The organism is Pantoea sp. AN62, from assembly GCF_050432985.1.
Lineage (GTDB): Bacteria > Pseudomonadota > Gammaproteobacteria > Enterobacterales > Enterobacteriaceae > Pantoea > Pantoea brenneri.
This window is the reverse complement of the sequence record NZ_JBNPYB010000003.1, coordinates 62,565-84,191: the sequence shown is the minus strand read 5'-3', so window position 1 is coordinate 84,191 and position 21,627 is coordinate 62,565. Positions and strand designations below refer to the sequence as shown.

At 59.7% G+C, this 21,627-nt stretch carries 17 protein-coding genes and 1 pseudogene; 8 read left to right on the top strand and 10 right to left on the bottom strand.

Translation table 11 applies throughout. The features are described 5' to 3' along the window. The first annotated feature begins 42 nt into the window (after positions 1-42). Positions 43-2,169 carry a TonB-dependent receptor PqqU gene (gene pqqU / locus FHW04_RS04805; protein WP_094106284.1) on the top strand — a complete coding sequence of 709 codons (2,127 nt, stop codon included), beginning with the start codon at positions 43-45 and terminating at the stop codon, positions 2,167-2,169. Between the two features lie 51 nt (positions 2,170-2,220). Here the strand turns inward: pqqU and FHW04_RS04800 are convergent, their stop codons facing one another. The 3 genes from FHW04_RS04800 to FHW04_RS04790 all read right to left on the bottom strand — a co-directional run bounded on the left by FHW04_RS04800 (position 2,221) and on the right by FHW04_RS04790 (position 3,846). After that, entirely contained in the window at positions 2,221-2,781 is a 561-nt protein-coding gene (locus FHW04_RS04800) for an isochorismatase family protein (RefSeq protein WP_089561531.1), read from the bottom strand. Positions 2,782-2,792: 11 nt separating this feature from the next. Continuing rightward, on the bottom strand, positions 2,793-3,224 hold the full coding sequence (locus FHW04_RS04795; protein WP_089561530.1) for a MarR family winged helix-turn-helix transcriptional regulator: 432 nt from the start codon (positions 3,222-3,224) through the stop codon (positions 2,793-2,795). Between the two features lie 67 nt (positions 3,225-3,291). Then, positions 3,292-3,846, bottom strand: coding sequence for a helix-turn-helix domain-containing protein (locus FHW04_RS04790; RefSeq protein ID WP_031377885.1), 555 nt, complete (start codon positions 3,844-3,846; stop codon positions 3,292-3,294). A 119-nt stretch (positions 3,847-3,965) separates the two neighbouring features. Here FHW04_RS04790 and FHW04_RS04785 point away from each other — a divergent pair, with 119 nt between their 5' ends. The 4 genes from FHW04_RS04785 (at position 3,966) to FHW04_RS04770 (ending at position 11,878) form a co-directional block, all read left to right on the top strand. Next, the gene (locus FHW04_RS04785; RefSeq protein ID WP_128088257.1) at positions 3,966-5,144 is read left to right on the top strand and encodes a benzoate/H(+) symporter BenE family transporter; all 1,179 of its coding nucleotides are present in this window, start codon (positions 3,966-3,968) and stop codon (positions 5,142-5,144) included. Between the two features lie 157 nt (positions 5,145-5,301). After that, on the top strand, positions 5,302-6,549 hold the full coding sequence (locus tag FHW04_RS04780; protein ID WP_089561529.1) for an SrfA family protein: 1,248 nt from the start codon (positions 5,302-5,304) through the stop codon (positions 6,547-6,549). Between the two features lie 2 nt (positions 6,550-6,551). After that, positions 6,552-9,515, top strand: coding sequence for a virulence factor SrfB (locus tag FHW04_RS04775; RefSeq protein ID WP_089561528.1), 2,964 nt, complete (start codon positions 6,552-6,554; stop codon positions 9,513-9,515). Next, complete coding sequence (locus FHW04_RS04770; RefSeq protein WP_089561527.1) at positions 9,512-11,878, top strand: virulence factor SrfC family protein; 2,367 nt, start codon at positions 9,512-9,514, stop codon at positions 11,876-11,878. Before FHW04_RS04775 ends, FHW04_RS04770 begins: the two co-directional genes overlap by 4 nt. On the opposite strand, the gene FHW04_RS04765 is transcribed toward FHW04_RS04770, so the two are convergent. The 3 genes from FHW04_RS04765 to FHW04_RS04755 form a co-directional block, all read right to left on the bottom strand. Next, positions 11,875-12,141 carry a barstar family protein gene (locus FHW04_RS04765; protein ID WP_031377981.1) on the bottom strand — a complete coding sequence of 89 codons (267 nt, stop codon included), beginning with the start codon at positions 12,139-12,141 and terminating at the stop codon, positions 11,875-11,877. The genes FHW04_RS04770 and FHW04_RS04765 overlap by 4 nt on opposite strands. Positions 12,142-12,143: 2 nt before the next feature. After that, positions 12,144-12,578: a ribonuclease domain-containing protein gene (locus FHW04_RS04760; RefSeq protein WP_031377980.1), complete on the bottom strand. Its 435-nt coding sequence runs from the start codon at positions 12,576-12,578 to the stop codon at positions 12,144-12,146. A gap of 86 nt (positions 12,579-12,664) precedes the next feature. Continuing rightward, positions 12,665-13,006, bottom strand: a complete 342-nt coding sequence (locus FHW04_RS04755; protein WP_009090299.1) for a helix-turn-helix domain-containing protein — start codon at positions 13,004-13,006, stop codon at positions 12,665-12,667. Between the two features lie 299 nt (positions 13,007-13,305). Between FHW04_RS04755 and FHW04_RS04750 the strand changes: the two genes are divergently transcribed. Next, a complete protein-coding gene (locus FHW04_RS04750) occupies positions 13,306-14,463 on the top strand; it encodes an efflux RND transporter periplasmic adaptor subunit (protein WP_179420067.1) in 1,158 nt (385 codons plus the stop codon). 12 nt (positions 14,464-14,475) lie between these two features. After that, a complete protein-coding gene (gene oqxB, locus FHW04_RS04745) occupies positions 14,476-17,628 on the top strand; it encodes a multidrug efflux RND transporter permease subunit OqxB (protein WP_031377624.1) in 3,153 nt (1,050 codons plus the stop codon). 206 nt (positions 17,629-17,834) lie between these two features. Here the strand turns inward: oqxB and FHW04_RS04740 are convergent, their stop codons facing one another. The 4 genes and pseudogenes from FHW04_RS04740 to FHW04_RS04725 form a co-directional block, all read right to left on the bottom strand. After that, positions 17,835-18,260 carry a hypothetical protein gene (locus FHW04_RS04740; RefSeq protein ID WP_031377623.1) on the bottom strand — a complete coding sequence of 142 codons (426 nt, stop codon included), beginning with the start codon at positions 18,258-18,260 and terminating at the stop codon, positions 17,835-17,837. 41 nt (positions 18,261-18,301) lie between these two features. Next, positions 18,302-18,466 carry an mRNA interferase gene (locus FHW04_RS04735; RefSeq protein ID WP_089561525.1) on the bottom strand — a complete coding sequence of 55 codons (165 nt, stop codon included), beginning with the start codon at positions 18,464-18,466 and terminating at the stop codon, positions 18,302-18,304. A 137-nt stretch (positions 18,467-18,603) separates the two neighbouring features. Next, complete coding sequence (locus FHW04_RS04730; protein WP_031377621.1) at positions 18,604-19,098, bottom strand: RrF2 family transcriptional regulator; 495 nt, start codon at positions 19,096-19,098, stop codon at positions 18,604-18,606. Between the two features lie 207 nt (positions 19,099-19,305). Next, positions 19,306-20,489 (bottom strand): annotated as a pseudogene (locus tag FHW04_RS04725) (MFS transporter). Between the two features lie 204 nt (positions 20,490-20,693). Here FHW04_RS04725 and tus point away from each other — a divergent pair. Further along, positions 20,694-21,623 carry a DNA replication terminus site-binding protein gene (gene tus / locus FHW04_RS04720; protein WP_046288336.1) on the top strand — a complete coding sequence of 310 codons (930 nt, stop codon included), beginning with the start codon at positions 20,694-20,696 and terminating at the stop codon, positions 21,621-21,623. Positions 21,624-21,627 lie beyond the last annotated feature (4 nt).

The window sequence follows — 21,627 nt, the reverse complement described above, 5'->3', positions numbered from 1 at the left end:
GTTCCAGCTGGTTCATTATTCATCTTTTTCAGGCCGCTAAAAATGAAAATAACGTTACTGCGTCAGGCGACGCTGCCGCTGTTGATCCTGCCCACCCTGTTTCCGCTATCGCTGCTGGCAGAAGAGAATGATAACACCCTGGTGGTCAGCGCGACCCCGTCCGAGAGCGGCCTGAATGTGCTCGACACGCCCGCCGCGGTCAGTGTGGTCAGCGGTGATGAGATGCGTCAGGCCGCACCACGCGTCAATCTGTCGGAAAATCTCAGCAGCGTGCCGGGCTTACAAATCCAGAACCGGCAAAACTACGCTCAGGACCTGCAGCTGTCGATCCGTGGCTTTGGCTCACGCTCGACCTATGGCGTGCGCGGTTTACGCATCTACGTCGACGGCATTCCGGCCACCATGCCGGACGGCCAGGCGCAAACCTCAAATATCGATATCGGTTCAATCGATCACGTTGAAGTGCTGCGCGGGCCGTTTTCCGCGCTGTACGGCAATTCCTCTGGCGGGGTGGTGAATGTCACTACTCAGGCCGGGCAACAGCCGCCCACGCTGGAGGCCAGCAGCTGGTACGGCAGCTATGGTAGCTGGCGCAACAGCGTCAAAGCCAGCGGCGCGACTGGTGATGGCAGCCACCCCGGGGACGTGAACTACACCGTTTCCGCCTCACGCTTTACCACTCACGGCTATCGTGATCACAGTTCGGCGCAGAAAAACCTCGGCAATGCGCGGCTTGGGGTGCGCATTGATGATGTCAGCACCTTAACCCTGCTGTTTAACAGCGTGCATATTGATGCGCAGGACCCGGGCGGGCTGACGCCGTCCCAGTGGCGCGACAATCCGCGTCAGGTAGTAAGCAACGTTTCGCTCTACAATACCCGTAAAACTGTCGATCAGACCCAGGGCGGCCTGCACTACCAGCGCCAGATGAGCGACAACGACGATCTCAGCGTGATGGTCTACGCCGGGGTACGGGAAACCACCCAGTTTCAGTCGATTCCCGCCAGCGTACAGACCAATCCCAGCCATCCCGGCGGGGTGATCGACCTGACCCGCCATTATCAGGGGATCGATACCCGCTGGACGCACCGCGACACGCTGCTGTCGATTCCGGTGACCCTGACCGGCGGTCTCGACTACGAGACCATGACCGAACGGCGTAAAGGCTATGAGAACTTCACCGTCAGCAACGGCGTGACGCATTACGGCGATCAGGGCAACCTGCGCCGCAATGAGCGTAATCTGATGTGGAACCTCGACCCCTATCTGCAGACGGCCTGGCAGCTGACCGATAAGCTGTCGCTGGATGCGGGCGTGCGCTTCAGCACCGTCAACTTCGACTCCAATGACTTCTACGTTGTCAACGGCAACGGTGACGACAGCGGCAATGCCCGTTATCACAAATGGCTGCCAGCGGCGTCGCTGAAATATGCGTTTGATCCGAGCTGGAACGCCTATCTTTCGGCCGGTCGCGGCTTTGAAACCCCGACCATCAATGAGCTTTCTTACCGTTCTGATGGTCAGTCGGGCCTGAATCTCGGCCTGAAACCGGCCACCAGCGACACGCTGGAGATCGGCAGCAAAAAACGGATTGGCAATGGGCTGGTCAGTGCGGCGCTGTTCCAGACCGATACCCAGGATGAAATTGTCGCTGACGCCAGCAGTGGCGGACGCACCACCTATAAAAATGCCGGGGAGACCCGCCGCCGCGGACTGGAGCTGGCGTTAGATCAGCAGTTTGGCTGGGACTGGCAGCTTAAAATGGCCTACACCCTGCTGGATGCGCGCTATCGCAGCAACGCCTGTGGCAGCGACAGCTGTGACGGCAACCGCATTCCGGGCATCGCCCGCAATATGCTGTACGCCGGACTGGGCTATGTGCCGGAACAGGGATTCTATGCCGGGGCTGAAATGCGTTATCTGAGTCAGATCGCCGCTGACGATCAGAATGATGTCAAAACGCCGTCCTACACCGTGGTTGGCCTGAACAGTGGTTATAAGTGGCAGGTCAGCGACTGGACGCTGGATCTGTTTGGACGGGTCGACAACCTGTTTGACCGCGAGTACGTCGGATCGGTGATCGTCAATGAGAGCAATGGTCGGTACTTTGAATCAGCACCCGGCCGCAATTACAGCGTCGGGTTAACCCTCGGCTACGCCTTCCGCTAAAACAAGTCGGGCCACCATCGCGGTGGCCCGACTGTTAAGATCACACGCTAATCAGGCGCGCGAACTCAGCTGCGCCAGAATATCCTCACAGCTGCCGGTTTCGCCTAACCGTGGGAAGATCAGGTTGACGCTGTTGTGGTGAGTATTGATGTCTAAATCGGTCATTGCGTCAGTGGCCAGCGTGACATTGTAACCTAATTCATACGCCTGGCGTGCGGTCGATTCGACCCCAATGCTGGTGGCGATGCCGCAAATCACCACCTGAGTAATGCCGCGCTGCTGCAGCTGCTGGTGCAGTGGCGTAGCGTGAAAAGCACCCCAGGTCTTTTTAGTGATGGTCAGATCGTCCTGCTGCGGCGTCATTTCCGGCACCAGGGTGGCCCAGTCGGCCGGCAGTTCGCCGCCATGCCGTGCCTGTTCAGTACGTCCCGGCGCACCGCCCGCCACGTTAACCAGTACCACTGGCAGATCGCTGGCACGAAACGCCTGTGCCAGGCGCGCGCACTGCTCAATCACCGGCTGCGGCTGATGGACCAGCGGCAGCGCAACGATGCCATGCTGCAGGTCGATGACAATCAGCGCCGTTTTCGCATCAAGTGTGGTTACAGCCATCTTTAGTCCTCTCAGGGTTCATGTTCAGTCAGTCGTTGAAGTAAAGGGATGGCGTCAATCAGCTGCTGTCGCTCGGCCGGGGTAAGTCGCGCCTCAAATGCCTCAATCAGCCAGTCGTCACGCCGGGCACGGCTGGCGGCGATCACCGCCAGGCAAGCGTCCGTGGGACGGTAACGGGTTTTGCGTCCGTCATGCGGATCGGGTTCACCGGTCACCATGCCAGCCTCCAGCAGCGTCGCCACGGTGGCCCCCATCGACTGGCTGCGCACACCTTCCGCCGCCGCCAGTTCGGTTACCGTCATCGCCCCGTCGCGCACCAGGTAGCCCAGCACCGCCACCTGCGACCAGGTAAGTTCACCCGGTGGCGCAGACTCACGCAGTTTGCGGCCCAGCTTGCCCACCAGCATACGCAGCGTGGCAGCAGGTTCGCTTAAATCGCACATCGCCCTCTCCTCAGGTTTGACGGTCAGTATAGAGATACGAAGGTAAACTGTGTAGTTTGTCCTGGTATCAATTTGTAATTTCCGGCCGTTGCAGATAGTGGATCAGGCTGTGAAAGCGCAGCGGCGTGCTGAGCGGGTTGCGGTAGCTGTGCGTGACATCGGCGCGAAACTGAAATGCCGCGCCGCGCGGCAGACGCCGCCACAGATCGCCGACCCCGAGCAGCAACTCCCCCTCAATCACCACCACCTGCTCGATGCAGCCCGCCTCATGCGGCGAAGAGATGCTCTGCGCACCGGCGGCCAGCTCAACCGCCAGCAGGTCGAAGCGCAGCTGCGGATCGTAGGGTAACAGCGGCTGGACCGACATCTCGGCGTTGGGCTGGCTGAAGGCGGCGGGACTGCCTGGTGCGGGCCCGCCCTCAATGAAAAACGAAAACGGCACGTTAAAGCCGGTGGCGATTTTCCACAGTGTCGCCACCGTCGGGCTGGATTCGCCGCGCTCGATCTGGCCGAGCATCGCTTTACTGACGCCGGTGCGTTCGGCGGTCAGCGTCAGGCTCCAGCCGTTGGCCTGACGTAACTGTCTGAGTGCGCTGCTCAGATGGTGTTGAAGATTCCCCATTGCTACTCCCGATGCTGTCGTCAGCCTGTTCGCTGACCTGATGGCGGCAGTGTAGCACTTGTGCGTTATAGCGCATCATGCGACCATGTGCGTTATAACGCACAATCGTGGATAATCAGATGCCTGAAGTCGCCGTACAACCCCGGTTTACCCTGCCGATGCTGGTGTCGGGCTTTGTCGCCGTGCTGGTGGGATACAGCAGCACCGGTGCAATTGTTTACCAGGCTTTTCAGGCAGCTGGCGCGTCGCCCGGTCAAATTGGCGGCTGGCTGGCGGTACTGGGAATTGCGCTGGGCATTGCCTCGCTGGGGCTGTCGCTGCGCTATCGCATGCCGGTGCTGGCCGCATGGTCAACGCCGGGCGCGGCGCTGCTGGCGACCAGCTTTCATGGCATCTCCATCAATGAAGCGGTCGGGGTATTCGTTTTCGCTAACCTGCTGATTGTGCTCTCTGGCGTGACCGGCCTGTTTGCCCGCCTGATGAATTACATTCCCGCCTCGCTGGCGGCGGCAATGCTGGCCGGTATTTTGCTGCGCTTTGGCCTGCAGACCTTTGCCGATTTACAGACCAACTTTGTTCTGTGCGGCAGCATGTGTCTGACCTGGCTGCTGGCCCGTCGCTGGCTGGCGCGTTACGCCATCCTGCTGACCCTGCTGATCGGCGTGGCGGTGGCGCTGGCACAGCGGGCGATCCACTTTCCGCCGCAGCCGATTATGCTGGTGCTGCCGCAGCCGGTGATGCCGCACTTTAGCCTGACCACGCTGATCGGCATCGGGCTGCCCTATTTTCTGGTCACCATGGCGTCGCAGAATGCGCCCGGCATCGCCACGCTGCAGGCGCACGGTTATCGTCCGCCGGTTTCAGCGCTGATTGGCTGGACCGGTTTTATCGCGCTGTTACTGGCGCCTTTTGGCGGTTTTTCGGTCTGTGTCGCCGCGATAACCGCAGCGATCTGCATGAGTGACGAGGTGGATGCCGATCCGCAGCGACGCTGGCGGGCGGCGGCGCTGGCCGGCCTGTTTTATCTGCTGGCAGGCGCGTCTGGCGCGCTGATCGCGGTGTTATTCAGTGCGCTGCCTGCGGTACTGATCCAGGCGCTGGCCGGGCTGGCGTTGCTGGCCACGCTGGGCGGCAGCCTGCAGCGTGCGCTGGAGCAGCCGGCCGAGCGCGACAGTGCGTTAATCACCTTTCTGATGACCGCCTCCGGCGTCTCGCTGCTCGGCATCGGACCGGCCTTCTGGGGACTGGTCGGCGGCGTTATCGCCCACCTGCTGCTGGTGCGTAAGCGCGCCAGTTAGCACTCAGTGCGGTTGTTTTTGCAGCAGCCGGTGAAAAAACCGCTGCATTTGCCCCCTTTTCCGCCGTTTGATTTGTCATTGTCCCGCGTAAAATCAACCCAATCGTCGATAACACGCGATTTTCTGCCTCAGACAACGACCGATAAGGGCCCAACAGGTGGCAAAAACTTTTCTGCGCAGCGGTAATTTAGATGCGGTTCTGGCGTTAGGTGAAAATGGCCAGCCGGTCTATGCCTCAGCGTTACAAATTCGCGAGACCCTGCGTCTGCGCCGTCAGGGCGCACTGGCAGATTGTCTGGCCATTCCGCAGGCCAATGACCGGGGCGATCGCCTCGACTGGTATGCGCCCTTCAGCGGCCGGATGAAATCCTGGCTGGCGGCCAGCGATCATGAACGTCGTGCCGCGCTGCAACATCTCACCGCCTGCCAGCAGGATATGCAGGCGCTCAGTACGCGCGCGCGCGCGGCAGAGAATCCGGCCATGCGCCTGTTCGGCGCGCTGCTCAGCAAAAGCCTGCAGTTTCCCGATCAGCAGTATGTTTACCTGGTCGATGGCAAACCGGTGATTACCTTCTGGGGCTTTGTCGATGCGCAGGCACGCAGCCGCGATGACGCCCTGGCCTGCCTGCGCGATACGCTGGAAGAGAGCCTGCCGCCCCTGCTGGTCGAGCCGGAACCGGAAGCCGAACCGGTTATCGTGCCTGCTGCACCGGCTGCCGTTACGCCCGCCGCGCCCGCTGCGGCTGGTCGTTTTCGCGTCTGGATGATTGTGCCGCCGCTGGCGATTGCCGCCGCCGTGGTAGTGGCGGTACTGCTGCACCGTCCGCAACCCGTCAGCATTCCGGCCGCGCCGTCGGCGACGCTGGCTGCCGTGCCGGCCGTCAGACCGCCAGCCGTGGTCAACGCCGCTGAGAAACTGGCGGCCACACTGCCGCAAAAACCGGCCACGGTTAACGCCGCCGCCGCTGCACCTGCCGCCGCGTCTGCTACCCTTGCCAGTGTGGTGACCCCGGCAGTGCCGGCCCGGCCGGACGATCTGATTGTTACCCCGGATGCGGTGCGCGACGGCCAGGTTGAGGTGATCGATGGCCGCTGGCGCGTCACGCTCGGTTCAATGCCGACCGCAACCGGCAAGCCGGCAGTGATGCATTTTCAGTTTAAAAATGGCAAAGGCAGCGTACAGATCGTCCAGGACCATACCCGCTGTAAGGCGGACGTCAGCGCGGCGATGACCAGCGCCGGCAATCTGGTGATCGAAAGCCGCTACACCGCTAAATGCGAGAATAAATCCCGCTATCGCATGCCGCTGCTGATTTGCCATGCCAGCATCGGTGCGGCGGTGTGCGAAGCGCAATATGCTGACGACCGGGTCTTCCCGATGACGATTAAGCGTGAGAGTAAATAAACATGCTGGCTCCCCTGATCGATGACAAACAAAAAATCTCGCTGATTGAAAACAGCGGTGTGCAATTTCTGGATTTTGGTCTGCAACTCTCTGCGACCCAGGCGCGCCGTCAGTTCGTGCGCCAGACTGCCAACGGCCCGCTGCTGCGGCTGAATGTTGATGGCAACAGCGGTAAGTTTCTGCTCTACCCGGAAGATGGTGGCGCACCGGAAGTGGTGCGTCCGGAGTCGGACATCGCGCTGGCTGATTCGCTGACCCTGCTCTCCGCCTGCTGGCTGCCGCTGCCGATGCTGCGTTGCGCCAGCGGACGGCGGTTTATTGGCGGACCGGAAAACTGGGCGCGGATGCGTCTGGTGGCGCTGGAGACGCCTGACGCGGCGGGCAATACCCATCGCGTCAGCCTGGCCTTTGATACCCGCTGCGTGGCGGAACAGGATGGCGGAGAGAAGCTGGGCCTGTCGGCAGCCGATGCGCAGAATGGCGTGACCTTTACGCTGGCCTGGCACAACTACGAGCTGGGTGAGTTTCTCGACCACACCTGGGTCGATGGCTGGCTGCGTGAAACCTTTACCGATCGGGTCTCTGACCGCCGCGAGCAGGCGATAAACCAGGCGCTGCGTGAGTTTGAATATCAGGCACACTACCTCAATCTGCTGGAGCTGCTGGGCGAACAGCTGAACCTCAGCGAGATCCACATTCAGGCCGCCACGCTGCAAACCCCCGCGGTTAACGTCGATATCATTCTGGACGTCGGCAATTCGCATACCTGCGGCATTCTGGTGGAAGATCATCCGGAAGAGAGCAACGGACTGAAGCAGACCTATGAGCTGCAGCTGCGTGATTTATCTCAGCCGCATCAGGTCTATAACGAACTGTTTGACAGCCGGCTGGAGTTTGCCGAAACCCGTTTCGGCAAAGAGAACTTCTCGCTGGAAAGCGGCCGCGAACAGGCCTTTATGTGGCCGTCGCTGACGCGCGTTGGTCGCGAAGCGAGCCGTCTGGCCCTGCAGCGCGTCGGCCTGGAAGGCAGTACCGGCCTCTCCAGCCCACGCCGCTATTTATGGGACGAAGCGCGCTACCAGCCAGGCTGGCGCTTTAATAATCCTGGTGCGCAGTCTGAACCGCTGGCCTGTGCCGCGCCCTTTACCACCCTGCTGAACGATGAAGGCCAGCCGCTCTATACGCTGCCGCTGGACGATCGTCTGCCGGTGTTTTCACCGCACTACAGCCGCAGTTCACTGATGACCTTTATGCTGTGCGAGCTGCTGGCCCAGGCCCTGATGCAGATGAACAGCGCTGCCCAGCGTCAGCGGATGCCGCAAAGCCACGCGCCGCGTCAGCTGCGCCATGTGATCCTGACGCTGCCTTCAGCGATGCCAAAACCGGAACGTGAAATTTTCCGCCGCCGGATGCAGGAGGCGATTGCGCTGGTGTGGAAAGCCGAAGGCTGGCTGAGCGACGACGAAGATGTCGCCCCGGCAGGCCCGCGCCACAGCCCGAAACCGTTGCCGGATGTGCAGATGGAGTGGGATGAGGCAACCTGTGGTCAGATGGTCTGGCTGTTTAATGAAACCCAGGTGAACTTTGCCGGTCGCGCCGAAGACTTTTTCAGCAGCATGGCCCGACCGGATCGCCCGCGTGAAGTGGATGAGCTGCCGGGTAAAAGTCTGCGTATCGCCTCAATTGATATCGGCGGCGGCACCACCGATCTGGCTATCACCCAGTACCGGCTGGATGATGGGCTCGGCAATAACGTGAAAATCACCCCGCGTCTGCTGTTCCGTGAAGGCTTCAAAGTGGCCGGTGACGATATCCTGCTGGATGTGATCCAGCTGTGGATCCTGCCGGCGCTGCAACAGCATCTGCACAAAGCCGGACTGACGCTGGCTGAGCCGCTGATGAACAAGCTGTTCGGTCACGACAGCCGGATGGACGGTCAGGCCACCTTACGCCAGCAGGTTACGCTGCAGCTGTTTATTCCCCTGGCGCAGGCGGTGCTGGAGCGCTACGAAAACTGGGATCCGCTGGAGAGTCACGCCGAGATCAACGCGCTGTTTGGCGAACTGGTAGAGCAGTCCCCTGGCGAGGCGGTGCTGGCGTTCGTTAACGGTGAAATTCAGCGTGAACTGGGCGTCAACAGCCGCTTCGACCTGTTGCAGGTGCCGCTGGTGGTCAGCCTGACGCAGCTGCACGGCGAGTTCATGCAGCACCGGATGGCGATTATTCCGGCGCTGCGCTCAATGTGCGAAGTGGTGTCGCTCTATCAGTGCGATGTGCTGCTGCTGACCGGCCGGCCGTCGCGCTTCCCCGGCATTCAGGCGCTGGTCCGCCATCTGCAACCGCTGCCGGGCAGCCGTATTCTGTCGCTGGAAGGCTATCACACCAGCGACTGGTATCCGTTTAACAAGCATGGCCGCATTGATAATCCGAAATCGACCGCCGCCGTTGGCGCGATGCTCTGCCTGCTGGCACTGGACCTGCGCCTCAGCAGTTTCTGGTTCCGCGCCGGTGATTTTGAACCCTATTCCACCATCCGCTACCTCGGTATGCTGGATGAAAACCAGGCCCTGACCGACGAAAATCTCTGCTACAGCGAGATCGACCTCGACGACGCCGGCTTTGCGCTGGATAAGAAAAGCAGCTTCCGCATTCGCGGCAACGTCTGTCTCGGCTTCCGCCAGCTGGATAACGATCGCTGGCCTGCCTCACCGCTCTACAGCCTGACGCTGAACGATGCGACTCTGGCGCGTAAAGTGGCCGGTGAAAGCGTGTTGCGCATCAAGCTGGCGGTGAAAGATGGCCCGGATGCGCCCGGTCCGGAAACGCTGGTGCTGAGCGATGCGCGGCTGGATGATGGCACCCGCGTGCCGCTGGAGCAGCTGAGTCTGAAACTGAATACCCTGTCAGCCACCGGCAACGCTAATGCGCAGTACTGGATTGACAGCGGGAGCGTATGTAAACGATGAAAGTCCTGAAACCCCGCCAGCCGCAGACGCTGGCTAAACGCCTTAACCTGCTGCAGGACGCGCTGAGCAACAGTCTGGCCTGGATTGAAACCACCCGCGAACAGTCGCCACGACTGGCGCTGGAAGCGGAAACCCTGTCCCTGCAACTGCGTCAGGCGCGGGTGCAGACCCAGGCGCTGGCACAGCAGGTGGTGCGGCCGGTGACGCTGGCGCTGTTTGGTCAGTCGCAGGCCGGTAAAGCCTGGCTGCTGAACGAGATGGTGGCCGATGCGCAGGGCCAGCTGGTAACCCGGCTGGGCGACAAATCGCTCAACTATTTTCAGCACATTAACCCCGGCAACCTCGATTTTGCGACCGCGACCCGCTTCTGTCATCAGCGTGAGCCGCTGTCGGGCGAATGGCCGGTCGAACTGACGCTGCTGACGGAAGCGGAAATCATCCGGCTGGTGATCGCCAGCGCGCCCGATAGCGTGCCGCCGGATGTGGCGCTGATAGACAGTGGCTTACAGCGTTTGCAACGTCACTGCCTGACCAGCCCGCTGCCCGGTCTGGAGAGCGATGCGCTGGTGACGCTGTGGTCATGGTGCCGCCGCCGTCAGCACTATGACGCGCGCCTCGATCGTCACTTCTGGCCGCAGGCGGTTGAACTGGCACCGTGGCTGAGCGTCGACGATCGGGTACAGCTGTTTTCGCTGCTGTGGCCGAATCAACCGGCGCTCAACGATACCCTGCGCAGCCTGCTGCATTTACGCCACCAGCTGCGCAACAGCAGCCGGGTGCTGGCTCCGCTCAGCCTGCTGACTGACGCCGCTCTGCTGCCGGCCGAGCAGCTGATTGTGCCAGCCAGCGAGCAGGATCTGCAGCAGCCAATCGACGTCTGCCCGACCAACGGCAACCGCATCGGCAAGCCGCAAAGCGTGGCGCTGGGGTTACTGGCGTTGCTGACGCTGGAGGTGGTGATCCCGCTGAGTTCGACGCCGCGCACCGCGCTGTATGATGAGGCCGATATGCTGGAGCTGCCCGCACCGGGCCAGCCGAATGATGAGGCCGCTGCGGAAGATCGCCTGCGCCTGCAACAGCGCGATCCGCTGCGCGCAGCGCTGCTGGAACAGAAACGCGCCCTGCTGCCCGGCCTGTATGCCGCGCGTCAGGCCATCGACTTGCTGCTGGTCTGTACCGCCGCCAGCCAGCGTCAGGATGCCGATCGCGTCAGCCAGTCGCTGCGTGAATGGCAGCGTCTGCAACCGACGCTGGAAGCGGTGGAAAAACCCCGGCTGATCTGGGCTATCACGCCGCATGACGCCCGTCATCAGCAGATTAACGTCGATGAAGCGGTGCAACGTCAGATGGGACAACCGGGACGACACTGGGGATCGATGCTGGCGCTGGATCGGGCGGGCGTCGATCGCATGGCGAGCTGGTTACAGGATGAGATGCAGCCGGAAGCCCGTCGCGATCTGCTGCTGAGCCAGCTGGTACAGATTCAGCACACCGTGGTTGAGCGGCGTTTACTGCCGTGGACCGAGGCGGGTGCCAGCCCGGAGCAGGCAGCGCGCAAACAGAATATCGCCGATACCCTGCTGAAATGTTTACAGCACCGTACCGGCCTGCATGGCGAACTGCTGGAACGTCTGCAGCCGCCGCGTGAAGCGCTGCGCCAGCTGTGGCTCAATCAGTCGAGCCTGAGCAGCAGCACGCCGCATCCGCAGGCACCGGAAAATCAGTTCGGCATTGGTTTTGAATTTGATCTGTTCAGCCAGTCAGAGCCGGAGGTGCCGGTTCAGCCGCGTCAGAGCGGGCACGGCGCACAACATTTTCCGCGCCAGGTGCTGCTGTTGTGGCTCGACCACCTGCGTCAGCTGCCGGAAAATCGCAGCCTGCTGGCGTTGCTGAATATTGATAAGGCGACCATGGAGTGGCTGGTGGAAGAGCTGATTACCGCCAGTTTCCGCATCGACATGACGCAAAAACTGCAGCAGGCGCTGCATGAGCCTGACAGCCACAGCATCACACATGAGTCGCGTGCCGATCGTCAGGTGACCCGGGCCATGACGGTGCTGGGTGACTTTGTTGCCTGGCTCGGGTTTTTGCAGCGTCCGGAGGCGGAGCGTCCGGCCAGCCGCGTTAATCGCGGTCAGGCGATCTTTACCCGTCCGCCGGCCCCGAGCGTCAACTTCAGCGCCGGTCAGCGGCTGACTAAACTGTCAGCGGCCCCGGCCAACCACACCGCCTATTACATCTACGACTGGCTGGTGGGCCTGAATCAGGTGATTATCGAAAACAACGGCTATACCGGCGGCGGCGATTTACCGCTGGCGGCGCGCGAGGCGCTGATCGCCCTGCTTAAACCGCTGCGCGTTTAATCCTTCACCAGGCGCAGTTCGCCGTTCAGCGACTGCGCCGCCTCTTCCAGTAACGCCAGCACCGGAGCCAGATCGGCATGATGTTCGGCGTAATGCTGCAGCCGCACTTCCGCCGGCAAGGCAATACCGCCGGTCAGCCAGTCCCACAGCGCATCCAGGTTGTTGCCAAAATAAGCAGGCGTACCGCCGCTCTGTGCGGCAAACTGCTGGTAGAATGCCGCGCGGCTGGTCAGCTGGCGCAGATCAAATTGCAGGATCAGCATTATCAGGGTACCTGTCGGAAGCTGCGATAGTGATCGGTGGAGAGCAGCACCAGCCCGTCGGAAGAGTAAACCAGCCGGTCGGCGTCGCGGCGTCCGCAGCGATAGTTGACGTCCGCTTCATACCACTGGCGGCCCGCCCGTTGCGGCAGGCGTTTCTCACGGTTGGCGAAGCGATCGCCGCCGATGGCTTTACCGGGCAGCACCTCGCACAGATTGCCTTTGGCCGGATTCCAGCCGCGCTTGCGGGCTTCGCTTTTGGTCAGGTAGTAGTCCGGCAGCTGCTGATGTTGCAGCACCCAGCGCGCCACCGTATGGGCGTCGGTCAGCGTGGCGATGTCTGCCTGAGCAGGTGCCACAGAAGAGTTCAGATAAGGTTTAAGGCCGTAGAAAGCGGCCGCGAGGACCAGGAAAAGTCCAATCCAGAGTTTTTTTGACATGATGGCATCCGTGACGACAGGATGCAGATGATACCAGTTTTGCGCGCCGAAAAAAGCGCGGGCCAGACAGGCTGGCCCTGGCGAGATTATGCAGCGTGCGAGTCACCGCTGTGTCGACGCCATGCACCCGGTGCGACACCGTACTGACGTTTGAAGCTGCGATTAAACGACTGCTGCGAATCGAAACCTAATGAAATCGCCACGTTAAGGATCGGTTCATCGGTACTGGTCAGGCGATCGGCTGATTTTTTCAGCTTCTTCACCCGGATATATTCACCCAATGGATAGCCGGTGTGCTCTTTGAACATCCGTTGCAGGTGCCATTTAGAATAGCCCGCGCGCTCTGAGACGGTGTCCAGATCCAGCCGTGCTTCGATGTTGTTATCAATCCAGTCGATTAAATCGTGAATAAAGGCGTCACTCATCATTCCAGTCTCTCCCGTCGCCGTGGCGAACAGTATTAGTATCAGTTGCAGTTACACTTAAAGGGTGACTGACTATGTCATTTAATGCAAGTTTTATTAGTACATTAAATGCCGCACATTTCTTAGGGTCTTTTGCCAGCCGCTTAGCTTTTAACCTGGCGACAACAAACCGCACATAAAGTGTATCTGTTATTCTTGCAGTTGCCAGCGACGCAAGCCTACACTCCTCGCGATTAATTGCAATCTTAAAAGTTGCAAATATTGGCCTGCGGGTCGTTTTCACTTATCGCGGAATAACAACAATGATTACCAACTGGGTTCGTCAGGGTTTTACCCTTTTAGGGATGGTACTGCTCATCAGCCAGCTAAGCGGTTGCGATGACGGTGTGGCACAAAACGCCCCGCCGCCGCCGCCGCCCGAGGTCAGTGCCGCACCGGTGCTGATCAAGCCGGTCAGCCAGTGGGACAGTTTCAATGGCCGGGTTGAGGCGGTGCAGAGCGTGCAACTGCGTCCGCGCGTCTCAGGCTACATTGAGTCGGTTAATTATCGCGAAGGCGATGAGGTGAAGAAAGGTCAGGTGCTGTTTACCATCGACGACCGCAGCTATCGCGCGGCGCTGGAGCAGGCCAAAGCGGAATTAGCCCGCGCCCGCAGCCAGGCAAGCCTGGCCCGCAGCGAGTCGGGACGCAGCGAAAAACTGATTGGCAGCCAGGCGATTTCGCGTGAAGCGTGGGAGCAGCGCCGTTCGGCCGCCAGCCAGGCGCAGGCGGATGTACTGGCCGCTGAAGCCGCCGTCGATATGGCGCAGCTGAATCTCGATTTTACCCGCGTTACCGCGCCGATTGATGGCCGCGCCAGCCGGGCGATGATCACCGCCGGCAATCTGGTGACCGCCGGCGATAGCGCCAGCGTACTGACCACGCTGGTCTCGCAGCAGAGCATGTATGTCTATTTCGACGTCGATGAAAACACCTTCCTGCACTATCAGGCGATGGCGCGTCAGGGCCAGCAGCGCCATGCGTTGCCGGTTGAAATCGCGCTGGTCGGCGAACAGGGCTATCCGCATCAGGGCAAAGTGGACTTCCTGGATAACCAGCTGACCGCCAGCACCGGCACCATTCGTATGCGCGCCCTGCTCGACAATCAGCAGCGTCAGTTTACGCCTGGCCTGTTTGCCCGGGTCCGTCTGCCCGGCAGCGCGCAGTTTGAGGCGGTGCTGATTGATGACAAAGCGGTGTTAACCGACCAGGACCGTAAGTATGTCTACGTGGTAGACAGCGCAGGCAAAGCTCAGCGCCGTGATATCGATCCTGGCGCGATGGTGGACGGTCTGCGCATCGTCAAGTCGGGCCTGAAATCGGGCGATCGGGTGATCATCGCCGGTCTGCAAAAAGTGTTTATGCCCGGCATGCCGGTCACTGCTCAGCAGGTCGCCATGCGTGCGGCAACCGCTCAATAATCTGAGGCCGTTATGGACTTTTCCCGCTTTTTTATCGACCGGCCGATCTTTGCGGCGGTGTTATCGATTCTGATCTTTGTCACCGGGCTAATCTCTATTCCGCTGCTGCCGATCAGTGAATATCCCGATGTGGTGCCGCCCAGCGTGCAGGTGCGTGCCGAATATCCGGGCGCGAACCCGAAAGTGATTGCTGATTCGGTGGCGACGCCACTGGAAGAGGCGATCAACGGCGTCGAAAACATGATGTACATGAAATCGGTGGCCGGTTCTGACGGCGTGCTGGTGACCACCGTCACCTTCCGTCCTGGCACCGATCCCGACCAGGCTCAGGTTCAGGTGCAGAACCGCGTGGCGCAGGCGGAAGCGCGGCTGCCGGAAGATGTGCGTCGGCTGGGTATCACTACCCAGAAGATGTCACCGACCCTGACGCTGGTGGTGCATATGTTCTCGCCCAACAACACTTACGATTCGCTCTATCTGCGTAACTACGCCACGTTGAAGGTGAAAGATGAGCTGGCGCGTCTGCCGGGTGTCGGCCAGATTCAGATTTTCGGTGCCGGTGAGTATGCGATGCGCGTCTGGCTCGATCCGAATAAAGTGGCGGCGCGTGGCCTGACCGCCTCTGATGTCGTCACCGCGATGCAGGAGCAGAACGTGCAGGTTTCTGCCGGTCAGTTGGGTGCCGAGCCGCTGAAAAAGCAGAGCGATTTTCTGCTGTCGATCAATACGCAGGGGCGGCTGGAGAGCGAACAGCAGTTTGGCGACATCATCTTAAAGACTTCTGAAGATGGTTCACTGGTGCGGCTGCGCGACGTGGCACGTATCGAAATGGGCTCCGGCAGCTATGCCCTGCGCTCGCAGCTGAATAACAAAGATGCGGTCGGTATCGGCATCTTCCAGGCGCCCGGCGCTAACGCCATTGACCTCTCCAATGCGGTGCGCGCCAAAATGGATGAGCTGGCGACCCGCTTCCCCAATGACGTGAAATGGGCCGCACCTTACGATCCGACCGTCTTCGTGCGTGATTCGATTAAAGCGGTGGTGCAGACCCTGCTGGAAGCGGTGGTGCTGGTCGTACTGGTGGTGATCCTGTTCCTGCAAACCTGGCGCGCCTCGATTATCCCGTTGCTGGCAGTGCCGGTTTCGGTGGTAGGTACCTTTAGCGTGCTCTATCTGCTCGGCTTCTCGCTGAATACCCTGAGCCTGTTTGGCCTGGTGCTGGCCATCGGGATTGTGGTGGATGACGCCATCGTGGTGGTGGAAAACGTCGAGCGTAACATTGAGATGGGGCTGACGCCGCGGGCGGCGGCGCATCAGGCGATGCGAGAGGTCTCCGGACCGATCATCGCCATCGCACTGGTGCTGTGTGCGGTGTTTGTGCCGATGGCGTTTTTGTCAGGTGTGACCGGTCAGTTCTACAAGCAGTTCGCCACGACCATCGCCATTTCAACCGTGATCTCAGCGATTAACTCGCTGACGCTCTCTCCGGCGCTGGCGGCGATGCTGCTGAAAGATCATCATGCGGCCAAAGATATGCCGACCCGGATTATCGACCGGCTGTTTGGCTGGCTGTTCCGGCCGTTTAACCGCTTCTTCCAGCGCAGCGCCCACGGCTATGAAACCATGGTTGGTAAAACTCTGCGTCGGCGTGGTGCGGTATTTGGCGTCTATGTGCTGCTGCTGGCGGGTGCCGGTTTCATGTTCCACAGCGTGCCGGGCGGCTTTATTCCGACCCAGGATAAGCTCTACCTGATCGGCGGCGTTAAGATGCCGGAAGGCTCGTCACTGGCGCGCACCGATGAAGTGATTCGTAAGATGAGCGAAATCGGCATGCAGACCGAAGGCGTGGCGTATGCGGTGGCGTTTCCTGGCCTGAATGCGTTGCAGTTTACCAATACCCCGAATAGCGGCACGGTGTTCTTCGGCCTGAAACCGTTCAATCAACGCACCCACACCGCGGCGGAGATCAACGCCGAGATTAACGCCAAAATCGCCCGGATTCAGCAGGGCTTCGGCTTCTCGATTATGCCGCCGCCGATTCTGGGGCTGGGCCAGGGTTCGGGCTATTCGCTCTATGTGCAGGACCGCGCGGGCCTCGGTTATGGTGCGCTGCAGACCGCCATCAACACCATGTCGGGTGCCATTATGCAGACGCCGGGTATGCACTTCCCTATCTCCTCGTATCAGGCGAACGTTCCGCAGCTGGATGTGCAGGTTGACCGGGATAAAGCCAAAGCCCAGGGCGTGTCGCTGACCGATCTGTTCAGCACTCTGCAGACCTATCTCGGTTCGTCTTACGTCAATGACTTCAACCGTTTTGGCCGCACCTGGCGCGTGATGGCCCAGGCTGACGGTGATTTCCGCGACAGCGTGGAAGATATCGCCAACCTGCGGACCCGTAACGATCGCGGCGAGATGGTGCCGATTGGCAGTATGGTGACCATTTCGACCACCTACGGTCCCGACCCGGTGATTCGCTACAATGGCTATCCGGCCGCCGACCTGATTGGCGATGCCGATCCCCGGGTGCTCTCATCAGCCCAGGCGATGGCTCAGCTGGAAACGATGTCCGGTCAGCTGTTACCCAACGGCATGAACATCGAATGGACCGATCTGAGTTATCAGCAATCAACCCAGGGCAATACGGCGCTGATTGTGTTCCCGATGGCGGTGTTGCTGGCTTTCCTGGTGCTGGCCGCGCTGTATGAGAGCTGGACCCTGCCACTGGCGGTGATCCTGATTGTGCCAATGACCATGCTCTCTGCGCTGGTAGGCGTCTGGCTGACCGGCGGCGATAACAATGTGTTTGTGCAGGTCGGACTGGTGGTGCTGATGGGGCTGGCCTGTAAGAACGCGATTCTGATCGTTGAGTTCGCCCGCGAGCTGGAAATGCAGGGCAAAGGGATTGTCGAGGCGGCGCTGGAAGCCTGTCGCCTGCGTCTGCGTCCGATCGTGATGACCTCCATTGCCTTTATCGCCGGAACAATTCCGCTGATTCTTGGCGAAGGTGCAGGTGCGGAAGTCCGCGGCGTGACCGGTATTACGGTGTTCTCCGGCATGCTCGGCGTTACGCTGTTCGGGCTGTTCCTGACGCCGGTGTTCTACGTCACCTTACGTAAGCTGGTGACGCGGAAAGCGAGCAAAACCGCGTTACAGACGGTATAAACTGCAAAAGGGCGACCGCGGGGTCGCCCTTTTTTTGGCTGTCGTTGCGAGCCACTGAATCTGCTCTCGCGGCTGCTGAAGATGGCAGGCAAGATAATTCGCCGTTATTCATCGCCGTGTTGAGCCGGAGATTGACACTAAAAAGCCCGCCAGGGCGGGCTTCAGACACCGGTTCACTGCCATGCGCTTTGCGGGCAACAACGGCGTTAAGTATGGATTTCGATTTGCGCTTTGCGTCCCAGTTGGGCCAGCGCCAGTTCCACTTTTTCGACTTTTGACGAGTGTTCAACATCCAGCAGGCGATCAACCTGAGGGCCATTCACGCCCAGTCGACGTGCCAGATCGGCTTTTCGGGTTCCTGTTTCGATCATGGCGTTATATAAGGCGGCTTTCATCGCCACCAACACCGGCAGATAAACCACATATTCGCCCGGCTGCGGTTCGCTGGCTGACGGGATGGGACGGCGCATATCCATTTCAAGCGAGATTGCGGTGACAATTCCATCTTCCGCTTCTAACAGCGCGCCATCAATCGTGTCGCCTACCGAATGCATTAACGGTAAATCCCGGCATGACACTTCATAACAGCCACTTTGTGCATCATGGTTTAATCTGACTGCGTAATTAAACATACCCTTACCTCATCAATCTCAGGATTACAGCCCCAGATCCTTTAAAATTTTTTGCGGGTTCCCTCGGGCATTTCCTTTGCACCGTGATCGGGAAAAACAGACTGCCTCGCGCCCAAAAACACTTTGAAATGGCTGCTTCCGCTACGGTGCTTTATTAAAATGGCGCCCTGTTGTAACAGCCAGCGCCGAAATTCACTGTATTTCATCGCGATCCCTCGCTTCAGTTCAACCGTCACTCATCATAACAACAGTGATGCCTTACACAACACTTATGTTTATTTTGTCTGTTTTTCAATCATAACTGACCGGAATAAATGATTTTGCAGGCATAAAAAAAGCCGCATCAGCGGCCTTTTTTACACAGATCATCAATCTCATCGGGCTCCGGTTCCGGAACCGCCGTGCAGTTGCTGGTGTCGCGTTTCTTCAACTCATTAAGCGCATCTGCGACGGTGCGTTTCGCCAGCACGTCCAGCGACGCCTGCTCGGCTTCATCGGCAATCGATTTGAAGTACCAGCAGAGATTGGCGCTGACCAGGCAACGTGGCGCGACATCGGGACGCGCCGCCCAGATTTTTTTGTCTTCAATGACCGAGACGTAGATGTCCCGCAGGGTAATCTCTGCTGCGGGGCGACCCAGATGGATCGAACCGGTACGACCCAGCGTCGAGACGATAATGCCGTCACGGGTCAGCGGGACCATTAATTTTCGAATGAAACTGGGATTCGCTTCCAACCCGTAGGCCAGAATCGCGCTGGTAGAGCGTTTTCCCATTTGCTCCGCCATCGCTACGCTCAGAACCATTTGCAAAGCTGTCGGGAAGCGGTAATCAAGCATTTCTTTATCCTGAGTTGCGGTGCATCTTATTGTTTTATTGCCGCATAAGTGAACAATCAATGAGCAATAAATATAACAAACACTGTTGCTTTTTAGAAGCAAGCCAGCGGTGACAAGGCACGTATTCACCAAAGCCGGCAGCCTGATAGCACAAGGTGCTTAGCCTGCTAACAGCCCGCGTCATCGGCGTTCCGCGCAGTCAGCATGCTACGCGATGTCGGCTGGCGCGGCGGGTAACCGGTGTTTCAGTATCATCACCAACACCACGTTAAAGATTGCTAACGCGCAAAGCAACCACAGTGTTGCTGAACCCCCCATCCTTTCAAATACATAGCCGCCGATCAACGGCGTCAGCGCCTGTCCCATCAACGCCGGGCGGGCCATCCGGCCCACCACAATCGCATAAGACTCTGGTTTGACCATCGCCAGCGGTAAAGTTCCGCGCACAATGGCACGTAAACCATTTCCTGCGCCGTAAAGCACCATGCTCAGCAGCGCCATCTGCGGTGCCAGTGCCAGCAACAGCAAGCCAAGCGCCACCAGGCCGACCGAGAAAAAAGTGGTGCGAATCGGATGGCTGCGCTTAAAGGCGACATCGACAATCCGCGCCCCCACCTGACACGGTCCCAGCACCGCGCTGATCGCCAGCGCCGAGGTCAGCGTGTGGCCACTGGCCTGCAACAGGGTAATCAGCTGCACGGAAATGGCGGTCATGATTACCGATGCCAGGGTGAAGATGGCGCACAGCAGCCAGAACAGGCCTGGGGCAATTTCAGCGGAGGACGATTGCGGGCTACGGGTGTTAACCGGCCTTAACGCCCGCGTTGCCGGTAAAGCATACAGATACGCTGGCAGCACGCAGAGCGTTAACAGCCCGGCAATCGCAGACAAGCGCCCCGCCAGCCAAGGGCGTGAATCAACAGCGCCGTGCCCGGCCATACCAGGGTGGTACAGAAGCCGGAAATCAGGGTAATGCCGGTAATCGCTGCACGCGCCTGAGCGCCATAACAGGTGCCGAGGGTAGCAAACAGCGCATCATACAGCCCCATCGCCATCCCGACGCCGATAATCACCCAGGCGAACAGCAACAGCGGCAGATGATAGCTGAAAGCCATGATCACCAGCCCCAGCGCCATCACCGCCCCACTCATCGCCAGCAGCAGGCGGCCGCCGGTGCGGGCAATAATCCGGCCGCTGAGCGGCGCCAGCAGTCCTGACACCAGAATGCCGGTCGACAGCGCGCCATAAATCCACTGCTGCGACCAGCCGGTTTCCATGGCGATCGGGTTCGCCATCACCGCCATCAGATAGAACGATCCACCCCACGACAGTATCTGTATCGCGCCGAGCGTAATAATGGCGGCGACGCCGGGTTTGTTGGTCTGGTTCACATCAGCTATCCGTTAGCGGGCAAACCATTTTTATAACATGTTCTGAGATAAGGAAAAATGCATGCCGCCTTTTGCGCCTGCTTACGCCCGGATGGCGGCACGGTTGTTAACGGTATTACTAACAGTATGTTGTAACTAGTGTCGCTATTGCGTCCAGTCACCGCTTCTGCCACATTATGTACGTTGTAACTATGGAGGCTCAACATGGCGCGCTACGACTTAGTGTCAGATATGCATCAATGCGTAAACGATTTAGAACAGGCGCTGGGCGAGCTGCGCCAGCAGATTGAGGCCCAGCCGTTGCTGATTGCCCGGGTATTCAGCCTGCCGCCGATAGTGAAAGGCCGTGAGCATGAGGCGATTACTCAAATCGCGGTGGAGCAGCATCTGGGGCAGCACGCCTTAACGCTGGCGCTGAACCACTACTGCCGTCTGTTCATGCAGCATCAGTCGGAGCAGCTCAGCACCAAGGCGGCGGTCCGACTGCCGGGTGCGCTGTGCATTGAGTGCGATGAGCAGCGTGAGGCGGAAATCAGCGCGCTGGTCGACAGCATCAATCAGCTTAAAGCACGACTGGAGCAGCTGATTACGGTTGAGTCCGGCTTGCCAAGCGAGGCACGCTTCGAATTTGTCCACCAGCATCTGCGCGGGCTGATTACCCTGAATGCCTATCGCACTATCACCCTGCTCAGCGCACCGGACAGCCTGCGTTTTGGCTGGGCGAATAAGCACATCATCAAAAATATGCAGCGTGAAGAGGTGATCGCTCAGCTGGAAAAAAGCCTGAAGGCCGGACGGGCGCAGGCGCCGTGGTCACGCGAACAGTGGGCAGAAAAAGTGCAGGAGGAGTTAGCCAGCGTGCGCGCCCTGCCCGCCTCGGCCCGGCTGAAAATTAAGCGACCGGTGAAAGTCCAGCCGGTGGCACGGGTCTGGCGTGCCGAACAGAAAAAGCAGACGCAGCTGGCCTGTCCATCGCCGATTCTGGTGATCTGCCGCGACCGCAGCCAGGTGCCGGTGCTGGGTGAACTGCTGAATTACGATGCCGATAACATTACCTATCGCCATAAGCCAGCCGCCGAGCCGCTTAACCTGCTGATCCCGCGGCTGCATCTGTGGGTCGACTGCCCGATTTAAGCCA

Coding starts and splice junctions, on each gene's coding strand:
- FHW04_RS04785 (WP_128088257.1), top strand. CDS start 3,966: ATGCCTGAAGTCGCCGTACAACCCCGGTTTACCCTGCCGATGCTGGTG.
- FHW04_RS04765 (WP_031377981.1), bottom strand. CDS start 12,141: ATGCTGATCCTGCAATTTGATCTGCGCCAGCTGACCAGCCGCGCGGCA.
- tus (WP_046288336.1), top strand. CDS start 20,694: ATGGCGCGCTACGACTTAGTGTCAGATATGCATCAATGCGTAAACGAT.
- FHW04_RS04760 (WP_031377980.1), bottom strand. CDS start 12,578: ATGTCAAAAAAACTCTGGATTGGACTTTTCCTGGTCCTCGCGGCCGCT.
- FHW04_RS04755 (WP_009090299.1), bottom strand. CDS start 13,006: ATGATGAGTGACGCCTTTATTCACGATTTAATCGACTGGATTGATAAC.
- FHW04_RS04750 (WP_179420067.1), top strand. CDS start 13,306: ATGATTACCAACTGGGTTCGTCAGGGTTTTACCCTTTTAGGGATGGTA.
- pqqU (WP_094106284.1), top strand. CDS start 43: ATGAAAATAACGTTACTGCGTCAGGCGACGCTGCCGCTGTTGATCCTG.
- FHW04_RS04730 (WP_031377621.1), bottom strand. CDS start 19,098: ATGCTTGATTACCGCTTCCCGACAGCTTTGCAAATGGTTCTGAGCGTA.
- FHW04_RS04735 (WP_089561525.1), bottom strand. CDS start 18,466: ATGAAATACAGTGAATTTCGGCGCTGGCTGTTACAACAGGGCGCCATT.
- FHW04_RS04740 (WP_031377623.1), bottom strand. CDS start 18,260: ATGTTTAATTACGCAGTCAGATTAAACCATGATGCACAAAGTGGCTGT.
- FHW04_RS04775 (WP_089561528.1), top strand. CDS start 6,552: ATGCTGGCTCCCCTGATCGATGACAAACAAAAAATCTCGCTGATTGAA.
- oqxB (WP_031377624.1), top strand. CDS start 14,476: ATGGACTTTTCCCGCTTTTTTATCGACCGGCCGATCTTTGCGGCGGTG.
- FHW04_RS04790 (WP_031377885.1), bottom strand. CDS start 3,846: ATGGGGAATCTTCAACACCATCTGAGCAGCGCACTCAGACAGTTACGT.
- FHW04_RS04800 (WP_089561531.1), bottom strand. CDS start 2,781: ATGGCTGTAACCACACTTGATGCGAAAACGGCGCTGATTGTCATCGAC.
- FHW04_RS04770 (WP_089561527.1), top strand. CDS start 9,512: ATGAAAGTCCTGAAACCCCGCCAGCCGCAGACGCTGGCTAAACGCCTT.
- FHW04_RS04795 (WP_089561530.1), bottom strand. CDS start 3,224: ATGTGCGATTTAAGCGAACCTGCTGCCACGCTGCGTATGCTGGTGGGC.